The following is a 16,328-nucleotide window of genomic DNA, read 5'->3' as shown; positions in this document are numbered from 1 at the left end:
CAAGGAGTCACCGTTGACCATCGCTCACGCCGACACCGCCCGCACACCGGTGCCGACCCAGTCCACGTACCAGTCCCGGGTCGCGGACTACTGGAACGCCGAGGAGAACCCGGTCAACCTCGAACTGGGAAAGATCGACGATCTCTACCACCACCACTACGGCATCGGGGACGCCGACCGGTCGGTGCTGAACGAGCCGGACCCCGGCAGGCGACGCGACCGGGTCACCGGTGAACTGCACCGGCTGGAGCACGCCCAGGCCGAACTCCTCGCCTCCCACCTCGGTGACCTCTCCCCCACCGACCGCGTCTTCGACGCCGGGTGCGGCCGCGGCGGCGGCAGCGTGGTCGCGCATCTGCGCTACGGCTGCCACGCCGACGGGGCCACGATCTCCGCCAAGCAGGCCGACTTCGCCAACGGGCAGGCCCGCAAGCGCGGTATCGACGACAAGGTGCGCTACCACCACCGCAACATGCTCGACACCGGCTTCACCCCCGGCGCGTACGCGGCGTCCTGGAACAACGAGTCGACCATGTACGTCGAGCTGGACCTGCTGTTCGCCGAGCATGCGCGGCTGCTGCGGCGCGGTGGACGGTATGTCACGATCACCGGCTGCTACAACGACGCCTACGGACGCGCCTCCCGCGAGGTGTCCCTCATCAACGCCCACTACATCTGCGACATCCACCCGCGTTCGGAGTACTTCCGCGCCATGGCCCGCAACCGGCTCGTCCCGGTGCACGTCGAGGACCTGACGGAGGCCGCGCTGCCGTACTGGGAGTTGCGCCGGGAGGCCGACCATCTGGTCACGGGGATCGAGGACACCTTCCTGACCGCGTACCGCAACGGCAGCTTCCAGTACCTGCTGATCGCCGCCGAGCGGGTCTGAGGGCCCTGAGACCGTGCCGGGCGTCCGTCGACGCCCGGCACGGCCGGCTCAGCGTGCGGGCCAGGGCACGTCCGGGGAGCGGTAGTAGCCGATGCCCAGGGCGTCCCAGCGCGGCCCCTGGGCGGCCAGCCGCACCCTGTAGTCGTCCCAGTCGTGTGTGCTCGCCGGCGACCAGCCCAGCTCCGCGATACCGGGCAGCCGCGGGAAGGCCATGTACTCGATGTGCGCGGAGGTGGAGAGCGTCTCGGACCACAGGGGTGCCTCGACGCCGAGGAGGGAGTCCGCGGGCGCGCCCTGGAGGTAGCTGCCCGGGTCCCAGTCGTAGGAGCGCCTGGTGTCGACATAGCCGGCCCAGGACAGGCCCAGCGGCGTGTTCTTGTCGTACTTCATGTCGAGGTAGGCGCGGTCGGCGGGCGAGAGGACCAGCCGGGTGCCGTTCCGGGCGGCGTCGGCGACCTGCTGCCGCTCCGCCGCGCTCGTCTTGTCGTAGCCCCAGTACTGCGCGACGGCGCCCTTCGCCGGGTGCGCCCCGGTCAGCTGGTGCCAGCCGACCACGGTCTTGCCGTACTTGGCGACCACCGGCTGGACCTTGTCCATGAAGGCCACGTAGTCCGCATGGCTGGTGGAGTGCGCCTCGTCGCCGCCGATGTGGAGGTAGCGGCCGGGTGTCAGGGCCGCGAGCTCGCGGATGACATCGTCCACGAAGTCGTAGGTCTCCTTCTTCTGCACGCACAGGGAGCTGAAGCCGACCTCGGTGCCGGTGTAGAGCGGCGGTGCCTGGCCGTTGCAGTTGAGCGGGGCGTAGGAGGCCAGCGCGGCGTTGGTGTGGCCCGGCATGTCGATCTCGGGGACGACGGTCAGATAACGGGACGCGGCATAGCGGACGATCTCGCGGTAGTCGTCCTTGGTGTAGTAGCCGCCGGCGCCGCCGCCGACCTGGGTGGAGCCGCCGTAAGTCGCCAGCCGCGGCCAGGACTTGATCGCGATCCGCCAGCCCTGGTCGTCCGAGAGATGCAGATGCAGCTTGTTGATCTTGTACATGGCGAGCTGGTCGATGTACCGCTTGACCTGCGCCACGGTGAAGAAGTGCCGGGAGACGTCGAGCATCGCGCCGCGGTAGCCGTAGCGCGGGGAGTCGGCGATGGTGCCCCCGGCGATCCGCCAGGGCCCGCGCCGGGCGCCCTGCCGCTCCACATCGGCGGGCAGCAGCTGGCGCAGGGTCTGGACGCCGTGGAAGAGGCCCGCGGGGCGGGCGGCGCTGAGGGTGACCGCACGGCCGTCGGAGGTCAGCCGGTAGCCCTCGTCACCCAGCCCCCCGGTGCCGCTGCCGCCGAGCCGGAGGACGATGCCGTCCCGGCCGTCCTTGGTGGTCACGGGGAGGGAGAAGCCGGTGGCGGGCCGCAGCAGCCCCGCCAGATAGCCGGCGATCCGCTTGGCCTCGCCGGAGCCGCCGGGCACCCGGATCCGGGTGCGGTCACCGAGGGTGTACGCGTCCCCGCCGCCGCGTACGGACGCGGGCGCGGGGATCACCCGGTCCAGTGGGGTGGCGGCCCGGGGGGCGGCACCGGCGGCGCCCTGCGGCGGTACGGCGGCGGTTCCCAGCCCCGCCGCCGCGACCAGCAGCAGCGAGAACAGCAGTCTGCGTCGTCTCATCGACGGTCCCTTCGGCGAACCTCGTGCATGGCATGGTGCATGGCATGGAGCGACCGAACGGTGACCATGCGTACCGTGAGCCTTGATTCCGGTCAAGGTTTAGACCACTTTCCGGCCCCCAAACCGGGGACGTGCCCGATAGCGGGCAGATTTCTTGCGAATCTTCGCGCCGCCCCGCAGTATCAACGGGTGCTCGAACGCCGTCACCGCGCTGAAGCGCCGCACGAAGACCTGGTGGACCACCTGGTGCGCAGCACACCGCTACAGCGCGGTGAGGCCGCCCGGGTGGTGCTGGACGTGCTGGCGTACTTCGACGAGACCACGGAGGAGTTCGTCCGCCGCCGCCATCGGGAGCTGCAGTCCCAGGGACTGCGCAACGAGGAGATCTTCGAACGGATCCGCCACGAGATGCCGCACCGCGCCGTGGCCCCGCCCGATCTCTCGGCCCGCCAGCTGCGCCGCCTCGTCTACGGCTGACGGCCGCGCCCGGGACGCCGGGCAGCACGAACCATTGCCACAACGTTTTTCTGGGAGGGTCACTGCATGTGCGGGATCGTTGGATATATCGGCAAGCGTGATGTCGCCCCGCTGCTCCTCGAGGGTCTGCAGCGCCTGGAGTACCGGGGCTACGACTCCGCGGGCATCGCCATCCACGCCAAGGGCACCGGCAAGGCCACGGGCGGCCTGAAGACCGCCAAGGCCAAGGGCCGGGTCCGCGAGCTGGAGTCCCGGCTGCCCAAGCGCTTCGCGGGCTCCACCGGCATCGCGCACACCCGCTGGGCCACCCACGGCGCGCCGACCGACGAGAACGCCCACCCGCACCTGGACACCGAGGGCAAGGTCGCGGTCGTCCACAACGGCATCATCGACAACGCCTCCGAACTGCGCGCCAAGCTCACCGCCGACGGCATCACCTTCGCCTCCGAGACCGACACCGAGGTGCTGGCCCACCTGATCGCCCGCTCCCCGGCCGAGAAGCTGGAGGAGAAGGTCCGCGAGGCACTGCGGCACATCGAGGGCACGTACGGCATCGCCGTGCTGCACGCCGACTTCGCCGACCGCATCGTCGTCGCCCGCAACGGCTCCCCGGTCGTGCTCGGCATCGGCGAGCACGAGATGTTCGTCTCCTCCGACGTCGCCGCGCTGGTCTCGCACACCCGCCAGGTCGTCACCCTCGACGACGGCGAGATGGCCACCCTCAAGGCCGACGACTACCGCACGTACACCACCGAGGGCTCGCGCACCACGTCCGCCCCGGAGACCGTCGAGTACGCGGCCGAGTCGTACGACTTGGGCGGCCACGACACCTACATGCACAAGGAGATCTCCGAGCAGGCGGACGCGGTGGACCGCGCGCTGCGCGGGCGGATCGACGACCGCTTCTCCACTGTGCACCTCGGCGGCCTGAACCTCGACGCCCGCGAGGCGCGCGGGGTGCGCCGGGTGAAGATCCTGGGCTGCGGCACCTCGTACCACGCGGGCCAGATCGGCGCGCAGATGATCGAGGAGCTGGCCCGGATCCCCTCGGACGCCGAGCCGGCCTCCGAGTTCCGCTACCGCAACCCGGTCGTGGACCCCGACACGCTGTACGTGGCGGTCTCCCAGTCCGGTGAGACCTACGACGTGCTGGCGGCCGTCCAGGAGCTCAAGCGCAAGGGCGCACGGGTGCTGGGCCTGGTGAACGTGGTCGGCTCGGCGATCGCCCGGGAGACCGACGGCGGGATCTACGTCCACGCCGGCCCCGAGGTCTGCGTGGTCTCCACCAAGTGCTTCACCAACATGGTGGTCTCCTTCGCGCTGCTCGCCCTGCACCTCGGCCGGATCCGTGACCTGTCCGTCGCGGACGGCAAGCGGATCATCGAGGGTCTGCGCAAGCTGCCCGCGCAGATCGACGAGATCCTCAAGGGCGAGGAGGACATCAAGAAGCTGTCGGCCGCCTACGCGGACGCCAAGTCGATGATGTTCATCGGCCGGGTGCGCGGCTACCCGGTGGCGCGCGAGGCCTCCCTGAAGCTCAAGGAGGTCTCCTACATCCACGCCGAGGCCTACCCGGCGTCGGAGCTCAAGCACGGCCCGCTGGCCCTCATCGAGCCCGCGATGCCGACCGTCGCGATCGTCCCCGACGACGACCTGCTGGAGAAGAACCGCGCCGCGCTGGAGGAGATCAAGGCCCGCAGCGGCCGCATCCTGGCCGTCGCGCACCAGGAGCAGGAGAAGGCCGACCACACCATCGTCGTCCCGAAGAACGAGCCCGAGCTGGACCCGATCCTCATGGGCATCCCGCTCCAACTGCTCGCCTACCACACGGCGTTGGCCCTCGGCCGCGACATCGACAAGCCCCGCAACCTGGCAAAGTCCGTCACGGTCGAGTAGCAGCCGGGGGGGGAGCCCGACGGAGCGCTCCCCCCACTCCACCCCAATCCACTCCACCGAAGCGACAGTTGAGCACCCCACCACGGCGCCCAGCCACCTCCGCGAAAGCGGCGCCGGCTCAGGCCCAAAGGGGAGCACGGGGAGTTGGTCCGCGCCGACGGCGCGTCAGGGAATCACGATGACCGGGCGCTGCGCCCGGCGGGCCAGCCGGCCGGCCACCGAGCCGAAGATCCGGCCGACGATGCCGTGCGTGGAGCCGACCACGATCGCGTCGGCCTCGTACTCCCGGCCGACCTCCTCCAGCTCGTGGCAGATGTCGCCGCCGCGCTCGACGAGGATCCAGGGCACCTCGGTGAGATGGTCCGCACAGGCCAGCTCCAGGCCGAGCACTTCGGTGCGGTGATCCGGCACATCCACGAAGACCGGGGGCTCACAGCCCGCCCAGACGGTCGTCGGCAGCCGGTTGGCCACATGGACGATGATCAGACCCGAGCCGAGGCGCCGGGCCATACCGATTGCATACGCCAATGCTCGCTCGCTCGACATGGAGCCGTCGAAGCCGACCACGACGCCGTGCCGGAACGCGGGGTCGCAGGAGTGGCGCGTCTTTTCCGCCGCATCGAGGTCCGCCATGGGATCGGCGACCTGCTTGCGGTCCGCGGGTTCGGGGATTTCGTGACCGGCCATTGGTGTCTCGGCGAGGACGTCCTCTTGCGGAGGGGCGAACGGGGAACGGCGATTGACTTGATCCGGCAGTTGACTGAGCTGGCGCGCCCGAGGTGCGGGAGCCATAGTTCAAAGAGGAACGATACGACTGGGAATCATCTTCCCAACCCGATACCCCAAGAGTACGGCGCCACTCCCCCGCTGCCCAGAGCCCGCCACGGACGCGGGGCGCCCGCGCGAGGTGGGTGGGGCCTCGAACGTTCCCCGGAGCATGCCGGAGCGTGGCGCGGATGGCAATGCCCCGGCCTGCCCCCGTACGTACCCCTCGCGGTGACCCATGATCGTCGTCGGCGTTGTAGTAGCAGCCCGTCCGAGGGGAGTGCGCGGTGCCGTTGCCGTCCGACAGATCACCCGACCCAGTGAGCGATGTGGTGCGCTGGGGCGCGTTCAGCTGCGCCCTGGTACCCCTCGTACTGATCTTCAGCGGCGCCTCCTGGGCCGGCGCGACCGGCGCCGCCGCCGGTCTGGCCGCTGTGACCTGTGCCTGTCGCGCACTGTTGCGGCATTCCGAACGGACCGCCGCACGGGTCCGCGTGCGCGAGGTCGGAAGACACCGGGACAGAAGCGGACGTTCAGGGGCGACGGCGCACGGGGGCGGCCGGCATTCCGAAGGGCGTACGCCGGTCGATTGAGGGCGCCTGCAAGTCTGCGCGCGACCGTTTTCAGCCAACTTCCGGCCGAGGTCCACACCTTGTCCGCGGCCCCCCTCAACCCTGGCGTGAGCAGGGAGGAAAGGACCGCTGGGCATGGTTGTGCCCTACTGCGAACGGGCAGAGCCGAGACGCGTACTTCCCATGTAGGCCCGACGAGTGGAACGCTTCGTGATCGAATGCTTCGCGCCAAGTTGCCATATCGACATACCAGCGGGTGGTGAACTTGGCACTCCATCCTCACGGAACACAGTAGATTCGATCTTGGTAGCAATGGCGGGGGAACTGTGCAGGACCGAGAGGGCGAGACGACCGAGGGGGGCTTAAGTGCCATGAGCCAGGACTCCGCTGCCGTACCAGATGCCGCACGCAAGCTCGCCGCCCGACGACGCCGCGAAATAGTCGCGGTGCTCCTCTTCAGCGGCGGCCCCATTTTCGAGAGCTCCATTCCGCTCTCGGTCTTCGGCATCGACCGACAGGACGCAGGCGTCCCGCGGTACCGGCTGCTTGTGTGCGCGGGCGAAGATGCGCCTTTGCGCACGACCGGGGGGCTCGAACTTTCCGCCCCCTACGGGCTGGAGGCGATCTCCCGTGCCGGGACGGTCGTCGTACCGGCCTGGCGTTCCATCACCCAGGCCCCGCCGCCCGCCGCGCTCGACGCGCTGCGCCGCGCGCATGAAGAAGGGGCCAGAATCGTCGGGTTGTGCACGGGGGCGTTCGTCCTCGCCGCGGCCGGACTGCTCGACGGCCGCCCGGCCACGACCCATTGGATGTACGCACCGACGCTCGCCAAGCGTTATCCGTCCGTCCATGTGGACCCCCGCGAGCTCTTCGTCGACGACGGCGATGTGCTCACGTCCGCGGGGACGGCGGCCGGTATCGACCTGTGCCTGCACATCGTGCGCACCGACCACGGCGCGGACGCCGCGAACGCGCTGGCCCGCCGGCTCGTCGTGCCGCCCCGCCGGACCGCGTCCGACATGGGGCACCAGCGCTACCTGGACAGGTCATTACCTGAAGAGATCGGCGCCGACCCGCTCGCCGAGGTCGTCGCCTGGGCGCTGGAGCATCTCCACGAGCAGTTCGACGTGGAGACGCTGGCCGCGCGCGCGTACATGAGCCGGCGCACCTTCGACCGGCGCTTCCGTTCCCTGACCGGGAGCGCTCCGCTGCAGTGGCTGATCACCCAGCGGGTGCTGCAGGCCCAGCGGCTGCTGGAGACCTCCGACTATTCGGTGGACGAGGTCGCCGGACGCTGCGGATTCCGCTCGCCGGTCGCCCTGCGCGGCCACTTCCGACGGCAGCTGGGCGCCTCGCCCGCCGCCTACCGCGCGGCCTACCGCGCGCGCCGGCCGCAGAACGGGTCCGAACCCGCGCTGAGACCGGAGCGGGCGGAGCGTGCCGAGCGGCCGGAGCGCGAGCGGGCGGCGCTGGGGGCGGGCGGCGGGGACCGGTATTCCGCCGCCGCGCTGGCCGGCCACGGGCTGGCGACCGCCGAAGCGGCCGAAGCGGGCAAACCGCAGTCGGACGCCTACGCCTCCCGCCTGCCGGACTCCCCGGTCGGCCGGGGAGCGGGCCGCCCCGTGCTGCCCGGACAGCGGGAGCGCCCCGTAGGGTGAGATGTATGAACGATCGCATGGTGTGGATCGACTGCGAGATGACCGGACTCTCGCTGGCGAATGACGCGCTCATCGAGGTGGCCGCCCTGGTCACCGACTCGGAGCTGAATGTGCTGGGCGACGGGGTGGATGTGGTGATCCGCCCTCCGGCCGAGTCGCTCGGCACCATGCCGGAGGTGGTGCGCCAGATGCACACCGCCTCCGGGCTGCTGGAGGAGCTGGACAGCGGGACGACGCTGGAGGCGGCGGAGGCGCAGGTGCTTGCGTACATCAAGCAGCATGTGCCGGAGCCGGGGAAGGCGCCGCTGTGCGGCAACTCCGTCGGCACCGACCGTGGCTTCCTGCTGCGCGACATGCCGACACTGGAGAGCTACCTCCACTACCGGATCGTCGATGTCTCGTCCGTGAAGGAACTGGCCCGGCGCTGGTTCCCGCGGGCCTACTACAACAGTCCGGACAAGAACGGCAACCACCGGGCGCTGGCGGACATCCGCGAATCCATCGCGGAACTGCGCTACTACCGGGAGGCGGTCTTCGTGCCGCAGCCCGGCCCCGACTCGGACACCGCGAAGGCCATCGCCGCCAAGCACGTCCTGCCGGCCGAGCGGCAGTCCACACCGTAGTGAGCCGGAGGGCGCGTGTCGCGCGGTGCCCGGGTCCGCCCGTGACCCGCGCGACACGCCCTCGGTCCCGGGACACCAAACCTGGGCGCGAGCACCCCTCCGGACCCTGTACACTTTTTCTCAGCCGGTGGGGAAAAAGAACCACACAGCACCGGTCATGGTGGGTATAGCTCAGCTGGTAGAGCACCTGGTTGTGGTCCAGGATGTCGCGGGTTCAAGTCCCGTTACTCACCCCACTTCAAGGCCCCCGACCTCAGGTCGGGGGCCTTGGCGTTTGTCGGCGTACCGGCCACCGTATATGCCGCCATATATAGGGAGCGGATATGAGGGCCGGCTTCCGGAGACGGATGCCGGGTTCAGTAGCCGACGGTGAAGCGTTCGCCGAGGTGGCGGGGCCGCTCGATCTCGTCGAGGACGGCGACGGCGTAGTCCTCGGTGGATATCCGGCTGTGGCCCCCGGCGTCGGTGACCAGATCGTCGGTGGCGGTGCGGTAGCTGCCGGTGCGCTCGCCGGGCGCGATGATGGCCGCCGGGCTGAGGTTGGTCCAGCGCACATCGGAGACGGAGCGGTAGAAGTCCAGCGCGTCGCCGTGGGCGTGCATGATCTGCAGCAGGAATTCGGGGAGGCCCTCCGCGTCCCAGACCTGCTTGCCGTCCGGGGTGCGCAGCGAACCGGCGCCGCCGACGGTGAGCAGCCGGGGCGCCGCGTCGCCGAGGGTGCGCAGACCGGCGACGAGGGACTCGGCGGCGGGCCTGATCGTGGCGATATGGCCCGGACCGTCGCCGCCGCCGACCGCGCTCACCAGGACGTCCTGCCCCTTGGCCGCGGCGGCGACGGAGCCCGGGTCGAGGATGTCGCCGGTGGTCACGGTCAGGTGCTCATGGGTCGTGGCGATCTTCGCGGGGTCGCGGACGACCGCGGTGACCCGGTGACCGCGCCGGAGGGCCTCGTGGAGGATGCGGCTTCCGATGGTGCCGTTGGCCCCGAAGAGAGCGATCGTGGACATGATGGGTCTCCCAGCTGTTCCGTGGTCCCGGTCGGGACTTCCGTTTTCCGTCAGCTGATGTGCTGACGTCTTTACGCTAGGGGCACCAGCAGGACGTTTCGGGGTAGCGAGGAGACCAGCGATGGTCAGAAAGCGACAGGAGGGCGGGGAGCCCGTTCCGGAGATCCGGGAGGTGGCGTTCTCCGCGCCGGCCGGGCGGCCGGCCGGGGTGGAGGTGCTGACGCTCGCGGAGCTGCGGGCGCGGGCGGACGCCTGCCGGCTGTCCACCCCACACCGCCCCGGCTTCCACCATCTGCTGCTCCTGGACCGCGGCCGGCTGGTGCACAGCGTCGACTTCCGGGAGCACGTCATGGCCCCGGGCGATCTGCTGTGGTCGCGCCCCGGGCAGGTCCAGCACTTCGGCGATCTGACGGGTGCGGAGGGGCGGCTGGTGCTCTTCGAGGCGGGCTTCCTGGATCCGGCGACCGCGGCCGCGGCCCGGATCGAGGACTGGTACGGGCCGCCCGTACGGCATCCCGACGGCGCCGCGGCGCGGGGCGTGGCCGAGGCGCTGCGGCAGCTGCACACCGAGTTCGGGGCGCTGGGCGGGCTACCGCTGGAGATCCACCTCGATGTGCTGCGGCATCTGCTGGCCGTCCTGGTGCTGCGGGCCGCGCACCCGGGCGGTGCGGCGGGCGGGGACGGCGACGGGGCCTGTGCGGCGAGCGCGACATATCTGCGCTTCCGGGACGCGGTGGAGCGGGGCTTCACCCGCAGCCGCCGGGTCGCCGACTACGCCCGCGCGCTGGGCTATGCGCCGCGCACCCTCTCCCGGGCCACCGAGGCCGCCGCCGGAGTGGGGGCGAAGGAGTTCATCGACCGGCGGGTGGTACTGGAGGCCAAGCGGCTGCTGGCGCACGGCGATCAGTCCGCGGCCCGGATCGCGGACCGGCTGGGCTTCGCCGACGCCACCAACTTCAGCAAGTTCTTCCAGCGGCAGACGGGCACCACCCCGATCGCCTTCCGGGTGGCCGTACGGGGCGGTGCGGGCTGAGGACATGCCGCACACGGAGAAGGGGCGGGGCGCAGCGGTTGGGGGACCCGCTGCGCCCCGCCTCGGGGGCGAACGGTCCGGGGGGGGGACGGACCGCCGGTGGGGGTCAGCCCTTGTACGCGCCGAAGGCCTTGGTGAAGTCCAGCGGGCTCTGCTCGATGGAACTGCAGGTCGGCTGCGCGGAGTTGCCGGTGCCGCCCGGGCAGGCCTTGTCGCGGGTGGAGGACCACATCGACAGCCAGGCCAGGTGCTTGGCCTGGGCGAACTTCACCAGCTGGGTGGCGTCGTCGCGGCGGAAGATCTCGGACTGGACGTCATTGACGCCGATCATCGGGGTCACGGCCACGGTCTTCCAGGCGGCCGCGTCGCTCAGGCCGAGGGCCTTCTTGAGCTGGCCCTGGGTGGCGGTGGCGGCCTGGGTGGCGTAGGTGCCCATGTCGCCGCTGTAGGCGGGTCCGTAGTCCATCGCCATGATGTTGACGGCGGAGATCTTGACGCCGTTCTTCTTGGCGTCGGCGACCAGGTTCACCCCGTCCTGGGTCAGGCCCTCGGGCATGACCGGCAGGGTGAAGGAGACGTCGAGGCCGGGGTGCTTCTTCTGGAGCTGGGTGATGGCCTGGGCGCGGCGGGTGTTGGCGGCGGTGTCCGGCAGTGCGCCGCCCTCGATGTCGAAGTCGACCTTGGTGAGCTTGAACCGGTCGATGACCTTGCCGTAGGCGGCGGCCAGTTCGCCCGTGGAGCCGCAGGCCAGGCCGAGTTCGGAGCCGTTGGCGCCGCCGAAGGAGACCCGGACGTCGCCGCCGGCCGCGCGCAGTGCGGGGATCTGCCGGGCCACCGGGTTGTCGCCCAGCTCGCCCGAGCCGCCCCACTTGGGCACACAGCCGCCGCCGGAGGTGACGAAGGCGAGGTGGAAGTTCTTCACCCCGGTCTTCTTGGCGGTGTCGGCCAGGTCGTAGGCGGGGCTGAGCGAGGTGTCGACGTACGGGGCGAAGCCTGCCGCTGCCTTCGCGGCGGTGGGGGCGGGCCGCGGGGCCTTGGTGGCCATGGCGGAACCGGCGATGGCGAAGGCGCCGCCGGCCGCGACCGCGGCGGCCACGCCGGTCACGATCAGCTTGGTGGTGCGGCTCTTGCGCCGGCGGTGTACCGAGGAAGTCATGGCGTGCCTGCCTGTCGTCACATGGGGGGGTGGGGTGCACCGTGGTGCGTCCCGCACGCTAGCGCCAACGAAACGGACAAATGCCGGGAATGGCATGGCAGTTGGCGGAATTATGGCGGCCTTAAGGCAGCGGAAGGGAGTGGTTAAGAGCCCCCGGCATGTGCCTCCTTCAGGTGCCGGTGCGGGCCGCCCGCCGCCCCCGGGTACGGAGCGTGCGGCGCAGCCGGTGGCCGCGTCGTCCGCCGTGCGGGGCGCGCCGGCCGTCCAGCGCCAGCCAGATGCGCACCTCGGTGCCGCCGAGCACCGAGCGGCCGATGCGCATATCGCCGCCGGTGGACTCGGCCAGCCGGCGCACGATGTCCAGACCGAGGCCGGTGGAGCCGGCACCCCCACCGCCGTGGCCGCGGCGCAGCGCGGCGTCCGGGTCGGCGATGCCCGGCCCGGCGTCCGAGACCAGCACGATCACCGCCTCTTCCGCGTTGTGGACATCGACCGCGAAGGCGGTGCCCTCGGGCGTGTGCCGGAAGACGTTGCCGAGCATCGCGTCCAGGGCGGCGGCGAGTTCGGGGCGGGCGACGGGGATGCGTACGGGGCGGTCCGCGCCGGCGACGCGTACGGTGCGGCCCTCGTCCTCGGCGAGCGCCGACCAGAACGCCATCCGCTCCCGGATCACCTCGGCGGCGTCACAGCCGGCCGCGGCGGCCGCCTGCTGGGTCTGGGCCTTCTGCTCGCGGGCGGTCCGGATGATCTGGTCGACCTCGCGCTCCAGTTGCTCGACGGCGGCCCGGGTCTGCTCGGCGGCCGGGGTGTCGCCGAGCGAGGCGGCGTTGAGCCGGAGCACGGTCAGTGGGGTGCGCAGCCGGTGCGAGAGGTCGGCGGCCAGCTCCCGCTCGTTGGCCAGCAGTTGGACGACCTGGTCGGCCATGGAGTTGAACGCGCTGGCCGCCAGCCGCAGTTCCTTGGGGCCGTCCTCCGGGACGCGGACGCCGAGCTCGCCCTTGCCGAGGTCATGGGCGGCGCCGGCGAGGCGTTCGGCGGGCCGGACCATGCGGGTGCCGAGCCGGTCGGCGACCGCGACCGAGCCGATGACCAGCGCGAGACCGACACCGGCCAGCACCAGCCAGGAGGTGGTGACGCCCTTGGTGAGCGCCGCGTCGGGGACGAACACCTCGACGACGGCGATACCGGAGGCGACCGCGGTCGGCTGGAGGAGCGAGGAGCCGCCGGAGACCGGTGAGATGGAGGCCCGGCCCAGCTTGACGGCCGCCGCCACATCGGCCTCCGGGGCGCGCCGGGCGCCGATCTCGGCGGATCTGCCGTTCCTGCCGCTCGCCGGGACATGGACGCCGATCCGGCCGCCGGAGCCGGTCTCGGCGCTGGCGACGGCGCGCTCCAGCTGGGTGCGGTCGGTGGTGATGGCGAGGACCGGGCCGATGGTGGCGGCCTGCCGCTCGGCGCTTCCGTAGGCGCGGTCGCGGGCCAGCTCCTTGACGACCAGGCCGAGGGGGACGGCGAAGGCGACCACGACCATGGCGGTGACCGCCAGCGCCACCTTGACCAGGGCCCATCTCACTGTTTCTCATCCTTCGCTTCTCCGCCCACGAGGCGCAGAGGTGCGGCTCTCTCCGCCGTCTGCGGCCCGGCGGTCTCGCGCGCTCCCCCAGCTACCGCTGGGAGGTACCCCCAGCTCACCGTGGTGGCTCCAGCTTCACCCCGACGCCCCGCAGTGTGTGCAAGTACCGTGGTTGCGCCGCGGTTTCGCCCAGTTTGCGGCGCAGCCAGGACAGATGGACGTCGATGGTCTGGTCGTCGCCGTAGGACTGCTGCCAGACCTCGGCGAGGAGTTCCCTGCGGGGGACGACGACGCCCGGCCGGCCGGCGAGGAAGGCCAGCAGGTCGAACTCCCGGCGCGTCAAGTCGAGTGCGACACCGTCGAGTTCGGCCTGCCGGCGCAGCGGGTCGATGGACAGGCCGCCGACCCGGATCACTCGTGAGGGCGGTTCCGCGCCGGCCGTCGCGGACCGGGAGCGGCGCAGTACGGCCGCCATCCGGGCCGAGAGGTGCTCGACGGAGAACGGCTTGATGAGGTAGTCGTCGGCGCCGTCGTTCAACAGCCGGACGATATCGGCCTCGTCGTCCCGGGCCGTGGCGATGATCACCGGGACATCGGTGATTCCGCGAAGCATCTTGAGCGCCTCGCCCCCGTCCAGATCGGGCAGACCGAGGTCGAGGATGACGACGTCGAAGCCGACGTGTGCCACCTCGCGGAGCGCTTCCAGGGCGGTACCGACACTGCGTACCGTGTGGGCGGCCTCGGTCAGATGCCGGATGAGGGCCGAGCGTACGAACTGGTCGTCCTCGACCACGAGCACACTTGCCATGGGCGGCACCGTACGCCATTCGGGCGGGCTTCCCTGCCCGATGTTGACAGCGGAGCAATGCGGTCCGCGGTGCTGGACGGGCTGCACAGGGACAGGGCGGTGGTGCAGTATGACCCGGATGCAACGAGGACTGGTTCACGCGGCGGCCTGGACGCTGGCGACCGGCGCCGCGGTCACCCTGTCGTGGTTCGGTGTGCACACCGTGCTGTCCGGAACGGCGTACGACGCGCCGCGTGCCCTGCCGCTCTCCGAGCAAGTGGCCTCCTCGGGGCGGCAGTCGGACGACGGCGCCACACCGCGGGCCTCCTCCACGCACCGCCCCAAGCCGTCCCCCTCGCCCGGCCGCAGCAAGGCGCCCGGCGACCACGGACCCTCGCGGCCGGCCACCCCGTCACACACCGGCTCCCCCCGGTCGGGGTACCCGGGCACCGGCCGGCCGGGCGGCTCCGCCCCGGTCTCCGACGGCCGGGTCAAGAGCTACTCCACGGCGGGCGGCCGGGTGGTCATCGACATGGGCAACCGGTCCGCCGAGCTGGTGTCGGCGACCCCGAACCCGGGCTGGGAGATGCAGGTGTGGAAGCAGGTCGGGTGGCTGCGGGTCGACTTCACCGGCGGCGGCGCCCATACGTCCGTGATCTGCACCTGGAACGGCCATCCGCCGGTCGTGGAGACCAGCGACCACGCGACGTAGGGGGGTGTCTTCTCCTCGAACCGCCGCGCGCCGCCCGTCAGTCGAATGCGTCGGCCGGCGGGGCGGGTGAGGGGAGGGCGGTGGCGTCGGTGACGGGGGCCGCGCCGCCGGTGAAGTCCAGCAGCGCCCGGCCGTGTTCGACCCGTCCGGACTGGGGATCGGTCGCCGCCCGCCGGGTCAGTTCGGCGACCGGCAGCTCCCCGTCGGCGGCCAGCAGCACGGCGTTGCCGAAGCGCCTGCCGCGCAGCACGGCCGGGTCGGCGGTCAGACACAGCTCGGGGAAGACCGTACGGACCGTGGCGATCTGGGCGCGCAGAAACCGCAGCGGCGGCCCGTCGGCGAGATTCGCCGCGTAGAACCCGCCGGGCCGCAGCGCCCGGTGTACCTCCGCCACGAATTCGGTGCTGGTCAGATGCGCGGGCGTACGGGCACCGGCGAAGACATCGGCGATGATCAGATCCGCCCAGCCGTCCGGGATCTTCGCCAGGCCTGCGCGGGCGTCACCGCCACGCACCCGGATCCGCCAGCCGCTGTCCCACGGCAGCTGCCGGCGTATGAGAGGGACCAGCGCCGCGTCGATCTCCACGACCTGCTGGGTGGACCGCGGCCGGGTCGCCGCGACATAGCGGGCCAGGGTCAGGGCACCGCCGCCGAGATGGACGACGCGCAGCGGTTTGCCGGCCGGTCCGGCCAGATCGGCGAGGTGGCCGAGCCGCCGCTGATAGGGGAAGTCCAGATATGCCGGGTCGTCGAGGTCCACATGGGACTGCGGAGCACCGTCGATCAGCAGCGTCCAGCCGCGCGGCCGGTCCCGGTCGGGACGCAGCTCGGCAAGCCCGCCGTCCACCGTTTCGGTGACGGGCTCCGGGCCGCCGCGCCCCCGTCTGCTCTTCGCCATGCCCTCCAGTATGGCCTGTGCCCGGGATGCCGTATCCGCTGGTCAGCGCGATACCGGCGCCCGGAGGCCAGGGGCCGGGCGTGCGGGGCAGTGTGGCGAACCACCCACGACCGAGGTCACGGGTGATCCGCCAACTGCACATCATGACCCGTGCCGGCCCGATGTCCATCCGGACCGGCGGGCGGATCACCTATTGACGCATGCGTTCCCGAACGCCGGGTTCAACGCCGCGACAAGGTTGAGGCTGTTGCCGCAGATGTTGATCGGGATGTTGATCGGGACCTGGACATTGTTGCCACTGAGAATGCCCGGGGAACCCGCGGCAAAGCCCGCCGCATTGGCGCCACTGCGGTGGTTGTACAAACCGCGGTGGTCGTGACGGTAGCTGTCGTGATGGTCGTGGTGACCACGGCCGTGGTCCCCGCTTGCAGATGCGATGCCTGCGCCACCCAGAACCATGGCACAGCTGGCCGCAGTCATCGCGGCGGTCGTAACAAACCGCTTCATCCCATTCTCCTTTCAGTTCGCGAATGGGGCAACCGGTCACAACGAGCGGAATGAGTCAGGGATGCGGGCATTCCCTCTTCCGGGAAATCGTTAGCCCTTCTGGCAGTAACGGCGGGACGGCA

15 protein-coding genes and 1 tRNA gene are annotated in these 16,328 nt (G+C 71.1%); 8 read left to right on the top strand and 8 right to left on the bottom strand.

Going from position 1 to position 16,328, the window contains the following annotated elements; genetic code table 11:
- Positions 1–13: 13 nt before the first annotated feature.
- Positions 14–889, top strand: a complete 876-nt coding sequence (locus SLV14N_RS25945; protein ID WP_208684034.1) for a geranyl diphosphate 2-C-methyltransferase — start codon at positions 14–16, stop codon at positions 887–889.
- A 48-nt stretch (positions 890–937) separates the two neighbouring features.
- Here the strand turns inward: SLV14N_RS25945 and SLV14N_RS25940 are convergent, their stop codons facing one another.
- The gene (locus SLV14N_RS25940; protein ID WP_263271274.1) at positions 938–2,542 is read right to left on the bottom strand and encodes a beta-N-acetylhexosaminidase; all 1,605 of its coding nucleotides are present in this window, start codon (positions 2,540–2,542) and stop codon (positions 938–940) included.
- Positions 2,543–2,731: 189 nt separating this feature from the next.
- Between SLV14N_RS25940 and SLV14N_RS25935 the strand changes: the two genes are divergently transcribed.
- Positions 2,732–3,019, top strand: a complete 288-nt coding sequence (locus tag SLV14N_RS25935) for a hypothetical protein (RefSeq protein ID WP_026170258.1) — start codon at positions 2,732–2,734, stop codon at positions 3,017–3,019.
- A 66-nt stretch (positions 3,020–3,085) separates the two neighbouring features.
- Entirely contained in the window at positions 3,086–4,915 is a 1,830-nt protein-coding gene (glmS, locus tag SLV14N_RS25930) for a glutamine--fructose-6-phosphate transaminase (isomerizing) (RefSeq protein ID WP_208684030.1), read from the top strand.
- Between the two features lie 165 nt (positions 4,916–5,080).
- On the opposite strand, the gene SLV14N_RS25925 is transcribed toward glmS, so the two are convergent.
- Complete coding sequence (locus SLV14N_RS25925) at positions 5,081–5,602, bottom strand: universal stress protein (protein ID WP_208684028.1); 522 nt, start codon at positions 5,600–5,602, stop codon at positions 5,081–5,083.
- Positions 5,603–6,623: 1,021 nt separating this feature from the next.
- On the opposite strand from SLV14N_RS25925, the gene SLV14N_RS25915 reads away from it, so the two are divergent.
- The 3 genes from SLV14N_RS25915 to SLV14N_RS25905 all read left to right on the top strand — a co-directional run bounded on the left by SLV14N_RS25915 (position 6,624) and on the right by SLV14N_RS25905 (position 8,769).
- Positions 6,624–7,910, top strand: a complete 1,287-nt coding sequence (locus SLV14N_RS25915; protein WP_208684026.1) for a GlxA family transcriptional regulator — start codon at positions 6,624–6,626, stop codon at positions 7,908–7,910.
- A gap of 5 nt (positions 7,911–7,915) precedes the next feature.
- A complete protein-coding gene (gene orn, locus SLV14N_RS25910; protein ID WP_208684024.1) occupies positions 7,916–8,533 on the top strand; it encodes an oligoribonuclease in 618 nt (205 codons plus the stop codon).
- A gap of 160 nt (positions 8,534–8,693) precedes the next feature.
- Positions 8,694–8,769, top strand: a tRNA-His gene (locus tag SLV14N_RS25905).
- Positions 8,770–8,889: 120 nt separating this feature from the next.
- Here SLV14N_RS25905 and SLV14N_RS25900 read toward each other — a convergent pair.
- Positions 8,890–9,540 carry an NAD(P)-dependent oxidoreductase gene (locus SLV14N_RS25900; protein WP_208684022.1) on the bottom strand — a complete coding sequence of 217 codons (651 nt, stop codon included), beginning with the start codon at positions 9,538–9,540 and terminating at the stop codon, positions 8,890–8,892.
- A gap of 121 nt (positions 9,541–9,661) precedes the next feature.
- On the opposite strand from SLV14N_RS25900, the gene SLV14N_RS25895 reads away from it, so the two are divergent.
- Positions 9,662–10,573, top strand: a complete 912-nt coding sequence (locus SLV14N_RS25895; protein WP_208684020.1) for an AraC family transcriptional regulator — start codon at positions 9,662–9,664, stop codon at positions 10,571–10,573.
- A gap of 106 nt (positions 10,574–10,679) precedes the next feature.
- Here the strand turns inward: SLV14N_RS25895 and SLV14N_RS25890 are convergent, their stop codons facing one another.
- From SLV14N_RS25890 to SLV14N_RS25880, 3 genes are all read right to left on the bottom strand, one after another.
- Complete coding sequence (locus SLV14N_RS25890; RefSeq protein WP_208684018.1) at positions 10,680–11,729, bottom strand: chitinase; 1,050 nt, start codon at positions 11,727–11,729, stop codon at positions 10,680–10,682.
- 169 nt (positions 11,730–11,898) lie between these two features.
- Positions 11,899–13,302 carry a HAMP domain-containing sensor histidine kinase gene (locus SLV14N_RS25885; protein WP_208684016.1) on the bottom strand — a complete coding sequence of 468 codons (1,404 nt, stop codon included), beginning with the start codon at positions 13,300–13,302 and terminating at the stop codon, positions 11,899–11,901.
- 115 nt (positions 13,303–13,417) lie between these two features.
- Entirely contained in the window at positions 13,418–14,110 is a 693-nt protein-coding gene (locus SLV14N_RS25880; RefSeq protein ID WP_208684013.1) for a response regulator transcription factor, read from the bottom strand.
- Between the two features lie 118 nt (positions 14,111–14,228).
- On the opposite strand from SLV14N_RS25880, the gene SLV14N_RS25875 reads away from it, so the two are divergent.
- Entirely contained in the window at positions 14,229–14,801 is a 573-nt protein-coding gene (locus SLV14N_RS25875; RefSeq protein ID WP_263271268.1) for a hypothetical protein, read from the top strand.
- A gap of 37 nt (positions 14,802–14,838) precedes the next feature.
- Here SLV14N_RS25875 and SLV14N_RS25870 read toward each other — a convergent pair whose 3' ends face one another.
- Positions 14,839–15,699, bottom strand: a complete 861-nt coding sequence (locus tag SLV14N_RS25870; protein ID WP_263271266.1) for a spermidine synthase — start codon at positions 15,697–15,699, stop codon at positions 14,839–14,841.
- Positions 15,700–15,885: 186 nt separating this feature from the next.
- The gene (locus SLV14N_RS25865; protein ID WP_078518717.1) at positions 15,886–16,206 is read right to left on the bottom strand and encodes a chaplin; all 321 of its coding nucleotides are present in this window, start codon (positions 16,204–16,206) and stop codon (positions 15,886–15,888) included.
- Positions 16,207–16,328 lie beyond the last annotated feature (122 nt).

The organism is Streptomyces sp. Je 1-4 4N24 (assembly GCF_026239515.1).
In the GTDB taxonomy this organism is placed as follows: Bacteria; Actinomycetota; Actinomycetes; order Streptomycetales; family Streptomycetaceae; genus Streptomyces; species Streptomyces nigrescens.
Note: the sequence above shows the minus strand (reverse complement) of the source record. Positions and strands in the feature narration are given on the sequence as shown.

Excerpts from the sequence above, each read along its gene's own strand:
- SLV14N_RS25940 (WP_263271274.1), bottom strand. The coding sequence starts at position 2,542 with ATGAGACGACGCAGACTGCTGTTCTCGCTGCTGCTGGTCGCGGCGGCG.
- glmS (WP_208684030.1), top strand. The coding sequence starts at position 3,086 with ATGTGCGGGATCGTTGGATATATCGGCAAGCGTGATGTCGCCCCGCTG.
- SLV14N_RS25925 (WP_208684028.1), bottom strand. The coding sequence starts at position 5,602 with ATGGCCGGTCACGAAATCCCCGAACCCGCGGACCGCAAGCAGGTCGCC.
- SLV14N_RS25915 (WP_208684026.1), top strand. The coding sequence starts at position 6,624 with ATGAGCCAGGACTCCGCTGCCGTACCAGATGCCGCACGCAAGCTCGCC.
- orn (WP_208684024.1), top strand. The coding sequence starts at position 7,916 with ATGAACGATCGCATGGTGTGGATCGACTGCGAGATGACCGGACTCTCG.
- SLV14N_RS25900 (WP_208684022.1), bottom strand. The coding sequence starts at position 9,540 with ATGTCCACGATCGCTCTCTTCGGGGCCAACGGCACCATCGGAAGCCGC.
- SLV14N_RS25895 (WP_208684020.1), top strand. The coding sequence starts at position 9,662 with ATGGTCAGAAAGCGACAGGAGGGCGGGGAGCCCGTTCCGGAGATCCGG.
- SLV14N_RS25890 (WP_208684018.1), bottom strand. The coding sequence starts at position 11,729 with ATGACTTCCTCGGTACACCGCCGGCGCAAGAGCCGCACCACCAAGCTG.
- SLV14N_RS25880 (WP_208684013.1), bottom strand. The coding sequence starts at position 14,110 with ATGGCAAGTGTGCTCGTGGTCGAGGACGACCAGTTCGTACGCTCGGCC.
- SLV14N_RS25875 (WP_263271268.1), top strand. The coding sequence starts at position 14,229 with ATGCAACGAGGACTGGTTCACGCGGCGGCCTGGACGCTGGCGACCGGC.
- SLV14N_RS25870 (WP_263271266.1), bottom strand. The coding sequence starts at position 15,699 with ATGGCGAAGAGCAGACGGGGGCGCGGCGGCCCGGAGCCCGTCACCGAA.
- SLV14N_RS25865 (WP_078518717.1), bottom strand. The coding sequence starts at position 16,206 with ATGAAGCGGTTTGTTACGACCGCCGCGATGACTGCGGCCAGCTGTGCC.